This window comes from Sphingomonas cellulosilytica, assembly GCF_052321755.1.
Classification (GTDB): Bacteria; Pseudomonadota; Alphaproteobacteria; order Sphingomonadales; family Sphingomonadaceae; genus Sphingomonas.
In genome coordinates, this window is record NZ_JBQRTT010000003.1 from 415,915 (window position 1) to 425,961 (window position 10,047).

At 68.4% G+C, this 10,047-nt stretch carries 9 protein-coding genes; 5 read left to right on the plus strand and 4 right to left on the minus strand.

The window, feature by feature from the left end; translation table 11 throughout:
* Window positions 1-5: 5 nt before the first annotated feature.
* Both ACTZQ5_RS07310 and ACTZQ5_RS07315 read right to left on the minus strand, forming a co-directional pair.
* Window positions 6-1,922, minus strand: coding sequence for a M61 family metallopeptidase (locus tag ACTZQ5_RS07310; protein ID WP_443584496.1), 1,917 nt, complete (start codon window positions 1,920-1,922; stop codon window positions 6-8).
* 69 nt (window positions 1,923-1,991) lie between these two features.
* Window positions 1,992-2,648 (minus strand): DUF1345 domain-containing protein, encoded by a 657-nt coding sequence (locus ACTZQ5_RS07315; protein WP_443584497.1) that lies wholly within the window; start codon window positions 2,646-2,648, stop codon window positions 1,992-1,994.
* A gap of 50 nt (window positions 2,649-2,698) precedes the next feature.
* Between ACTZQ5_RS07315 and hisS the strand changes: the two genes are divergently transcribed.
* The 4 genes from hisS to ACTZQ5_RS07335 all read left to right on the plus strand — a co-directional run bounded on the left by hisS (window position 2,699) and on the right by ACTZQ5_RS07335 (window position 7,265).
* Window positions 2,699-3,943: a histidine--tRNA ligase gene (gene hisS / locus ACTZQ5_RS07320; RefSeq protein WP_443584498.1), complete on the plus strand. Its 1,245-nt coding sequence runs from the start codon at window positions 2,699-2,701 to the stop codon at window positions 3,941-3,943.
* Between the two features lie 133 nt (window positions 3,944-4,076).
* Window positions 4,077-5,156: a peptide chain release factor 1 gene (gene prfA / locus ACTZQ5_RS07325; RefSeq protein ID WP_443584499.1), complete on the plus strand. Its 1,080-nt coding sequence runs from the start codon at window positions 4,077-4,079 to the stop codon at window positions 5,154-5,156.
* A gap of 65 nt (window positions 5,157-5,221) precedes the next feature.
* The gene (gene prmC, locus ACTZQ5_RS07330) at window positions 5,222-6,064 is read left to right on the plus strand and encodes a peptide chain release factor N(5)-glutamine methyltransferase (RefSeq protein ID WP_443584500.1); all 843 of its coding nucleotides are present in this window, start codon (window positions 5,222-5,224) and stop codon (window positions 6,062-6,064) included.
* Window positions 6,065-6,344: 280 nt separating this feature from the next.
* The gene (locus tag ACTZQ5_RS07335; protein ID WP_443584501.1) at window positions 6,345-7,265 is read left to right on the plus strand and encodes a DUF4167 domain-containing protein; all 921 of its coding nucleotides are present in this window, start codon (window positions 6,345-6,347) and stop codon (window positions 7,263-7,265) included.
* Window positions 7,266-7,406: 141 nt separating this feature from the next.
* Here the strand turns inward: ACTZQ5_RS07335 and ACTZQ5_RS07340 are convergent, their stop codons facing one another.
* Complete coding sequence (locus tag ACTZQ5_RS07340; protein ID WP_443584502.1) at window positions 7,407-7,688, minus strand: hypothetical protein; 282 nt, start codon at window positions 7,686-7,688, stop codon at window positions 7,407-7,409.
* A 90-nt stretch (window positions 7,689-7,778) separates the two neighbouring features.
* Between ACTZQ5_RS07340 and ACTZQ5_RS07345 the strand changes: the two genes are divergently transcribed.
* On the plus strand, window positions 7,779-8,207 hold the full coding sequence (locus tag ACTZQ5_RS07345; protein ID WP_443584503.1) for a CBS domain-containing protein: 429 nt from the start codon (window positions 7,779-7,781) through the stop codon (window positions 8,205-8,207).
* On the opposite strand, the gene ACTZQ5_RS07350 is transcribed toward ACTZQ5_RS07345, so the two are convergent.
* Window positions 8,204-9,685, minus strand: a complete 1,482-nt coding sequence (locus ACTZQ5_RS07350) for a lipopolysaccharide biosynthesis protein (protein ID WP_443584504.1) — start codon at window positions 9,683-9,685, stop codon at window positions 8,204-8,206. The two genes, ACTZQ5_RS07345 and ACTZQ5_RS07350, sit on opposite strands and share 4 nt — an antisense overlap.
* Window positions 9,686-10,047: the final 362 nt, after the last annotated feature.

A 10,047-nucleotide genomic window follows, 5' to 3' on the forward strand; every position in this document is an offset into this window, starting at 1 on the left:
TGCGGTCAGCGCGGCATCAGCAGCTTGTCGAGGCCGGTCTCTCCCGTGCCGACCTTCTGGAGGCGCGGATAGCGGGGGCCGCCGTGATAGTCGATGGCGACTTCGCGATAGCGTGGCCCGTTCTTGACCAGCAGGCGGATCGGATCCTTCGAGGATTGCGCCGCCACGATCGCCGCCTTCATCACGTCGCCGCTATACGCCGCGCCATTGACCGCCTGGATCACCGTGCCGACGTCCAGCCCGGCCTTGAACGCGGGCGAATCCCAGATCACCGCGCTGACCTCGCCATCGCGGCCGACCTGGAGGCCGACAGAGAAGCTAACGTTGATCGTGCCGCTCTTTTCGGCGCGGGTGAAATAGGGCGTGGGTTCGGGGCCGTAGACCAGCTTGTAGCCGTTCATCGCAAAGCCCTCGACCGGCGCAGGCTGGCCCGTTTCGGTGAGGCGCCGCTGGAGGAAGCTCGCCCAGTCATACGGCTGGATCGCGTTCAGCGTCGCGGCGACATCGTCGAACGTATAGGTCAGCTCGCCCCAGTCGCCGTCGCGCACGCCGAAGAAGGCGCGGGCGAAATCGTCGATCGACTTGGTGCCGCCCGACTGCTGGCGGAGCATCGCATCGACCTCCATCCAGACCATCAGGCCCTCGTTGTAATAATCCTCGCTGCGCTGCCAGCTGGTCCAGCCCTTGGGCTTGCGCGAGGAGATGATCGGATCGTTGGTGGTGTCGATGAGGTTGCGCCACTGGCGTGCGGGCGCCAGCGCATAGCTGCCGGCGATGCCGGCATAGGCGTCCAGCGTGTCCTGCTTGCTGACCAGGCCCGAGCGCGCCTGGAGGACGTAGCCCCAGAATTGCGTCTGCCCCTCATACACCCACAGCGACTTGTCGCGCATCGGCGTGCGGTAGTCGGGCGTCCACAGTTCGGCACCGCGGCGGAACTTGCCGTCCCAGCTATGGGTGAATTCATGCGGCAGCAGATTGCGGGCGGCGACGTTGACGTCCCATTCGGTGAAATAAGTCGGGCGCGACCCGTTTTCCGAGCTGCGATGATGTTCGAGGCCGATGCCGCCCAATTGGTCGGACAGCGACAGCAGGAATTCGTAATGATCGTAATGCTGCGCGCCGAAGGTCTTCACCGCCTGTTCGACCAGCCGCTTGTGCGCATCGATCTGTTCGGGCTTGGCGGCGAGCAGTTCGGGCGAATCGGCGAAGACGTTGAGGTTGACCCGCGGGCTGAGCGCCCAGACCTTGCCGTAGCGGCCGGCGAGCAGCGGCGAATCGACCAGGATCTCGTAATTCGTCTTGTCGTAGGTGTAGGTGGAGCCGGTCGCCTTGGACGGGATCGCACCCGCCGCCGTCCAGCCGGTGGGGAACTTCACCGTCATCTGCACCGGGATCTGGCGGGTGAAATAGCCCGCCGGGTAGAGGCTGACCGAATTGGGCTGCAGGCTGATGAGGTTGGGCGTCACCGCGATGCGGCCCTGGTCGCTCTTGGTCGCCGACAGGAACTGGAACTCCGCCTCCAGCGTCCGGACGCCGGCGGGCACGTCGATGTGGAAGGCGAAGACGTCGACCATGTCGCGCGTCCAGGGAATGACCTTGCCGTTGCCGCGGATGACGAGCCCGGCGAGCTTCTCGATCTCGCCGCGCGGGGAATGCGCGCCGGGCAGCCACTTGGGGAACAGCAGCGCCATCGGCCCCGCCTTGGCGACCGGGATCGTCTCGCGGACGCGGAAGATGCCGCGTTCGGTATCGGTGGCATCGACGTCCAGCTTCAGCGTGCCGGGGTAGGGGATGTCCTGGGCGAGCGGGATGGTGTCGGTGAACGGCACCGGCTGGGGGGCGCTGTTGCCCGCGGGGACCTGCGCCAGAGCGGGCGCGGCAGCGGACAGGAAGAGGGAGGCGACGAGAAGCTTGCGGATCATGGAAATCCTTCGGGCGATAGATTGTTGCGCAAATGTGTAATCGTGCAAAAGGTCAGCCGTCCAGCCTTATCAGCCGCTGCTGCCACCCAGCACGTTGATGGTGAAGGCGAGCACGCCGAGGTTGAAGACGAAGGCGGCGAGCGACTGGCCGAGCACGACGCGGCGGATACGCTGCGACCCGATCGACACGTCGGACGTCTGGAAGGTCATGCCGAGCGTCGCGCTGAAATACAGGAAATCCCAATAATCGGGTTCCTTCGTATCCGGAAAGTCGAGCCCGCCGCTGTCCTTCGCCTCGTCATTGGCGAGATAGAAGAGGTGGGCGTAATGCAGCGCATAGACCAGGTTGGAGAATAGCCAGGCGAGCACCAGCGTGGCGATGACCAGGGCGATCGCCAGCGCGTCGTTGCGCCCCTTCAACTCGCCGGCCACGGCGACGAGGATGACGATCATCGTCGCCGCCGTGATGCCGAGCAGCACCCCGCGATTGGCGTCGTTGTCCCGCGCCGCGCGTCGCATGCGATCGGCGGTGGCATGGCCGAACAGCGGCACCAGCGAGATGAGGAACAGCAATGCCGCGATGTCGAACCCCGCCATCACGCCGCGCCCCTTGCCCAGCGTCGGGATCAGGAGCGCGAGGGCGGCGGCGAACACCAGCACGAACAGCGCGAAGCGCGGCGGCGCGATGCGGCTGCCGATCCCCCAATAGCGTTGTGTCCGGATCATGTCGGGGGTGCTAGCGCGCCGCCACGCTCTCGCCTAGATACCGCGGCCTTATGGCCCGTATCGAAACGCCGCGCCGGGTGCGCGGGACCCAGGATATCTTCGGCGAAGACCAGCGCCGCTTCACGCAGGTGCTCGACACGTTCGATCGCGTGCGGCGGCTGTATTGCTTCGCCCGCGTCGACCTGCCGGTGTTCGAGGCGACGGAGGTGTTCGCACGCTCGATCGGCGAGACGACCGACGTGGTGTCGAAGGAAATGTACACCTTCCCTGACCGCGGCGGCGATTCGCTGACCCTGCGGCCGGAATTCACCGCCGGCATCGCGCGCGCCTTCCTGACCGAAGGGTGGCAGCAATATGCGCCGCTGAAGCTCGCCACCAGCGGCGCGGTGTTCCGTTACGAGCGGCCGCAGAAGGGGCGCTATCGCCAGTTCCACCAGATCGATGCCGAGATCCTGGGCGCGCCCGAGCCGGCGGCGGACGTCGAGCTGCTGGTGATGGCCGACCAGTTGCTGCGCGACCTCGGCATCGCAGAGGGCGTGACGTTGCAGCTCAACACGCTGGGCGATGCCGCGACCCGCGAGGCGTGGCGCACCGGCCTGGTCGCGCATTTCGAGGCGCATCGCGGCGAACTGTCCGAGGACAGCCTGACCCGGCTCGACAAGAATCCGATGCGCATCCTCGATTCCAAGGACCCGCGCGACCGGCCGATCGCCGATGCGGCGCCGGATATCGATGCGTTCCTGACCGACGAGGCGCGCGCCTTCTTCGACGCGGTGACCGCGGGGCTGGATGCGGCGGGGGTCGCATGGACGCGCAACGCACGGCTGGTGCGGGGGCTGGATTACTATCGCCACACCGCGTTCGAGTTCGTCACCGACCGGCTGGGCGCGCAGGGGACGGTGCTGGCCGGCGGGCGCTACGACGGGCTGGTGGAGAGCCTGGGCGGGGCGCCGACCGCCGGTGTCGGCTGGGCGGCGGGCGTCGAGCGGCTGGCGATGCTGCTGGCGGAGCCGCGGGCGGACGTCTTGGATGTGATCGTTGCGTTGGAGGACGATGGGCTATCGGGGCTCGCGTTTCGTGTTCTCAAGGCGCTGCGTGATGCGCAATTCTCGGCAGACCTGATCGCGACGGGTTCGCCTCGCAAACGGTACGACAAGGCGATGAAGGTCAATGCACAGGTTCTTGCATCGGTTACCCGTGATCGCGAAGGGCGGGCGGTCATCAATACCCGCTCTGCGGTGCAGACCGAGACCTCCGTTGCTGTTGCCGCGATTCTTGAGGGCGTAGCGCAGTGATGGCCTGCTTCGTCATCCCCGCGAAGGCGGGGATCCATAATCACGATGGGCGCGAAAGTGCCGCACGATCAGCCACTATGGATCCCCGCCTTCGCGGGGATGACGGGCTTGCGTCGCCGGGAATTGGTGCCGCATGACCACCATCTCCCGCGAACGGATCGCGCAGATCGAGGCGCGGCGGGACGAGTTGCAGGCGCTGATGGCGACCGGCGACCTGCCTTCCGACCGGTTCGTCGCCGTGTCCAAGGAATATGCCGAGCTGGAGCCGGTCGCGCAGGCGGCGGGCGAGGTGCGGCGGCTGCGCCAGGAGGCGGAGAGCCTCGCCTATATGGCGGAGGACACCGGCGACGAGGAATTGCGCGCGATGGCGGCCGAGGAGCTGCGCGAGAACCGCGCCGCGCTCGACGCCGCCGACCGCCGCCTCGCGCTGGCGCTGCTGCCGCGCGATGCCGCCGACGAACGCGCGGCGATGCTGGAAATCCGCGCCGGCACCGGCGGCGACGAGGCGGCGCTGTTCGCCGGCGACCTGCTGCGCATGTACCAGCGTTATGCCGAGACGCAGGGGTGGCGGGTCGAGGTGATCTCCTCCTCCTCGTCGGACGCCGGCGGGTTCAAGGAGGTCGTCGCCTCCGTCACCGGCACCGGCGTATTCGCGAAGCTGAAGTTCGAGGCGGGCGTCCACCGCGTCCAGCGCGTGCCGGTGACCGAGGCGGGCGGGCGCATCCACACCTCCGCCGCGACGGTCGCGGTGCTGCCCGAGGCGGAGGAGGTCGACGTGCGCATCGACGAGGCCAAGGACCTGCGCATCGACGTGTATCGCTCGTCCGGCCCCGGCGGCCAGTCGGTCAACACCACCGACAGCGCGGTGCGCATCACCCACTTGCCGACCGGCCTCGTCGTCATCCAGCAGGACGAGAAGTCGCAGCACAAGAACAAGGCCAAGGCGCTGAAGGTGCTGCGCACCCGCCTGTACGAGGCGGAGCGCGAGCGGCTGGCGAGCGAGCGGTCGGGCACCCGGCGCGCGATGGTCGGCTCGGGCGATCGCTCCGAGCGCATCCGGACGTATAATTTTCCGCAGGGGCGGGTGACCGACCACCGCATCAACCTGACGCTCCATCGCCTGCCGGAAATCCTGGAAGGCGAGATGGACGAGCTGATCGGCGCGCTGATCGCCGAGGACGAGGCCGAACGGCTCGCCGCGCTGGATGGGTGAGGCCGGACGTCCGATCGTCTGCCTACGTTCGTCATCCCGGCGCACGCCGGGATGACGGATTGAGGGTGTCGGGCTCTTCCCTCCACGCCGCCATCGCCGACGCGGCGGCGCGGTTCGGCTTCTCGCCTACGGCACGGCTCGATGCCGAGCTGCTGATGGCGCATGCGCTCGGCATCGACCGCAATGCGCTGCTGCTCGACATACAGCGCCCGGTGCCGCCGGGCTTCGCCGCGCTGGTCGAACGTCGCGCGGCGCACGAGCCGGTCGCCTATATCACCGGCACGCGCGGCTTCTGGACGATCGACCTTGCGGTCGGTCCCGGCGCGCTGGTGCCGCGGCCCGACAGCGAGACGCTGCTGGTCGCCGGGATCGCGCATTTCGCCGGCCGGGCACCTGCGACGATCCTCGACCTCGGTACCGGTCCCGGAACGCTGCTGCTCGCCGCACTGGACGAATGGCCTGCGCGCGGCCTCGGCATCGATCGATCGGAGCAGGCGCTGGGCTATGCACGGACGAATGCCGCGGCGCTCGGCATGGCGCCGCGTGCGTCGTTCGTCCGCGGCGACTGGGCGGCGGCGATCGACGCGCGCTTCGACCTCGTGCTCGCCAATCCGCCCTATATCGGGACAGCCGAGGCGCTGCCCGACGAAGTGCGCCGCCACGAACCCGCCTCCGCCCTGTTCGCCGGCCGCGACGGCCTCGACGATTACCGCAGCCTCGCGCCGCAGCTGGCGGGGCTGATCGCGCCGGGTGGGTGCGCGGCGGTGGAGATCGGCCACACCCAGGCCGATGCGGTCGCCGCCGTGTTCGCCGCAGCGGGCCTTGCGAGCGTGGTCCACTGCGATCTGGGCGGGCGCGATCGCTGCCTGCTGGCGACGCCGGTGGAGGCGCACGCGCCACAGGGTTGAAAGAAGGGACCGCAATCCGCATATTTCGCTTGTCGGACCTGCCCGTCGCCAGCTATTGGTCGGGCCGGGGCACGCTTCATCAACGATTGCGCGGTAATCGTCGGGCGGTGACCCGCATCCTTCGTCAGCAGGCCGCTCTCGCCCGGCGGCCATGACAGGCTCGAGCGTTGCCTATGGCACGCCGCGACCCGGAGGGTTGCACCGTACGACCGGGAGCGAAGGCCGGAGGATCGGCCGGATTGGTTTTGAGGACCATTTACTCAGATCATGGGACAGTAGCTTGATCAACAATCGGCAGAACGGCCGTCGGCGCGGCCGTGGCGGCAACAACAACGGCGGCGGCAACGGTCCGCGGCAGGGCGGCCAGGGGCGGCCCGACAACGGCAATCGCATCGACAGCCGTGCGCGCGGCAACGCCAACCAGCTGTTCGAAAAGTACAAGAACCTCGCCAGCGAGGCGCAGCGCCAGGGCGACCGGGTCAACACCGAATATTACCTGCAGTTCGCGGATCATTATTTCCGCGTGCTCGCCGATCAGCGCGGCCGCTTCGAGGACAATCAGCCGCGCCGCCAGCAGCCCTTCGACCTCAACGACGACGAGGATTACGGCGACGAGGGCGAACCGATCCGCGCCGGCGAGCAGGACGGTGACGTCCAGCAGCCGCAGCAGCGCGAGGATCGCCCGCAACGCCAGAGCCGCAACTGGGAAGAGCGCGGCAATCGCGACGATCGCGGCAACCGGCCGCAGCGCGAGGAGCGCGGGGCGCAGGACGATCGCGGCCAGCGCGAAGACCGTGTCCAGCGGGAAGACCGGCCGCAGCGGGACGAACGTCCGCAGCGCGAGGATCGCGTCCGCCGTCCACGTTTCGATGCGGAACAGCCGGTGGAGGTCGCCGGCCAGCGCCGCGCCGATCCGGTCGCCGAGGGCGAATCGCTCACCGAGCGGGCCGAGGCGGTGCTCGAAGCGGATTCGCCGGTATTGGCGCCCAAGCCGCGCCGCGGCCGTCCGCGCCGTGATGCGCAGCCCGCTGCACCGGCGACGGCGCAGGATGCCGAGCCGGAGAGCAACGGTGTCGACGCCGACCGCCTGCCGCCGTCGCTCAACATCGCCGCGGCCAACGATGCCGACGACGAGGCGCCCAAGCCCCGCCGTCGCCGCACCACGCGCACTCCGGCCGCCGAAGCGCCAGCGGCCGAATAAGCCGCCGCTCAGCTGCCGATGCAGGAAGGGCCGGTTCCGCGAGGAGCCGGCCCTTTCGCGTTGGACGCCCGTGCCATCATGCGGAGCGACGACCGACCGTCTTCGCTCTGGAGCGCCCGACACGATCCGGTCGTTCAAGCCCTAATCGTCGAACCGGTCGACATTCTCGTCATGGCCGGTGCCCGAACTGAGGAAGACGAGGCCCATCAGCGCGCCCGCCATCACCACCGATCCGCCGACGCCGCCCAGCACCGCCAGCATCGTCACCAGCGCCAGCGGCCCCTGGACCCAGGCCAGCGCCACGATCGCGGCGGCGCTGCACGTCGCGGCGGCCAGCACCATCCAGGCCATGATCGCGCGAAAGCGCCCCCAGGCGTAAGCGGCATGGGCAGGATCGTCGAGGCCGGGACCGGGTTCACGCATGTTTTTGCCAATGCCGCGCAAACGTGATCTGTTCCAGTCCGCACCGCCGTTCGCACGATGGCCGGCGGGCGGGACGAGGAGGCGCATGGCATGACGATCGGAGCGATCCTGCGGAACAAGGGGGGCGACATCGCATCATTGCCTCCGACGGCGACGGTGGAGCAGGCGGTGGCGCTGTTCGCCGAACGGCGGATCGGCGCGGTGCCGGTGGTGGATGGCGGCGCCGTCGTCGGCATCTTTTCCGAACGCGACGTGGTCCATTGCCTCGCGGGCGAGGGCGCCGCGGCGCTCGGCCGGTCGCTGGAGGCGGTGATGACGCGGCCGGTGCAGACGGTGACGTCGGCGGAGCCGGTGATCGGCGCGCTGTCGCTGATGACGCGCCGGCGCATCCGCCACCTGCCGGTGGTGGAGGGCGAGGCGCTGGTCGGCTTCGTCTCGATCGGCGATCTCGTCAAATATCGCATCGACCGGATCGAGGCCGATGCCGCGGCGATGCGCGACTATATCCAGCAGGGTTAGGCGGCGAGCGGGCGCTTCGTCACCAGCGCGATCAACTCGCGCACCGTGTCGCGTGCGAACAGCGCCAGCCACATGCCGTAGCTGGCCGCGCCGATCGCGACGAGGATGCCGAGGCGCGCCGCGGGCTCCAGCGGCGGCAGCGTGCGATCGGCGAGCGTCACCACCACCGCCATCGCGATCCCGGCGACGGCGGACGGCGCGATGGCGGCGGCAAGGTCGCGGGCGCGCGCGCCGATCACCGGCAAGGATCGCCGGGTGCTGAACGCCAGGTACAGCGGATAGGCGGCGATCCAGCTCCACGCGAGGCCTTGAGCCCCCCAATGCACGCCGATCAGAAAGGCGACGGCGAGCAGGAGCGCGCCGACCGCGCCGTTGCGGGCACCGATGCCGGGCCGCCCACGCGCATCGCAGGCCGGAGCATAGAGCACCTGCACCGTCATGAACGGCATCGCCACCGCGAGCAGCCGCACCACCGGCGCCACCTCCGCCCATTTTGCGTCCAGCATCGTCAGCACCAGCGGCTCGGCCGTCGCGGCGAGCCCGCAGTAGAAGGGCATGGCGACCAGCATGATGATCCGCACCGAGCGGATGAAGGCGCGCGCTACGCCTTCGGCATCGTGCTGCATCCGGGCATAGGCGCTGAACGCCACTTCGTTGAGCGGCGGCACGAACTTCGACACGAAGATCTGCGCGAGGAACAAGGCGGTGGTGTAGATGCCGAGCTGGTGCGGATCGAGCCGCCGGCCGCCGATGAACACGTCGGCCTGGCTCTGCAGGAACCAGAAGAACTGCCCCGCCGCCATCACGCCGCCATAACGGGCGAGATGCCCGACGCCGCGAAAGTCGAAGCTGGGCCGGATCAGCGAGCGTGCGCCCCAGGTCAGCATGACAGCGCGGACCGCATAGAGCGCGATCGGCGCCCACACGAGCGTCCACACGCCCCAGCCCGCGAGCGCCCCGCCCAATGCCGCCGCGGCGCCCGCCAACGATGCCGCGATATTGGCGCTTGCCTGGCGCCGGAATTCCATTGCCCGGCTGAGCAGCGCATAGGGCAACGCAGCGAAGGGCGTGATGACGTAGATGAGCGCCTGCACGCGCAGCAGCGCCGCGACCTCGGGCTGACGGTAATAGGCTGCGGCGAGCGGCGCGAGCACGATCTGCGCGAGGCCAAGGCCAGCGTTGAGGACGATCAGCATCCCGAACAACTGCCTGACCTGCCGCGGCGTCACGTCGTCGCGCTGGATCAGTCCGCTCGCCAGTCCATAGCCGTTCAGCATGTTGAGGAAGACGAGCACGACGCCCGTCATCGCGTAGAGGCCATAGTCGCGCGGATCGAGGATGCGGATGACGAGAAAGGTCGCCGCCCATTGCACCAGCTGCGCCAGGATCTGGCTTCCCGAACGCCACAGCACGGCGCGGCGGACCTGAGTCGCCAGCGATTCGGGTGCGGAGGGGGTATCAGCCGGCGCGGGATGCATCACGATCCCCTACCGGCCCGAGCCTTCACATCCCGTAAACCCAAGGATTTCCGCCATCGGCGCGGCAATGTGACAGAAAAATGCAAAAAGGGTTTGACCGTTCGAAACGGCCCGCCTAGAGGGGCGTCACCGCAGCGACGGGCCGAACGGCTGGTTGTCGAGGTCGCAGACAATCTGGTGCGCTGAGCCTCTTCGAGGAGGGGTGATGAAGCTGCGCCGGTTCTTTTGTCTGATCGTTCTTTGACATTGTAGGTAAGATGAAGGGACATGTGGGCGGCGGCTCGTGTGTGCTGGTTCCTCAGGGGCTGGTGTGCACGTTAAGCGAATAAGCCGTTCGTATGTCTCGTTACATATCCATTAGT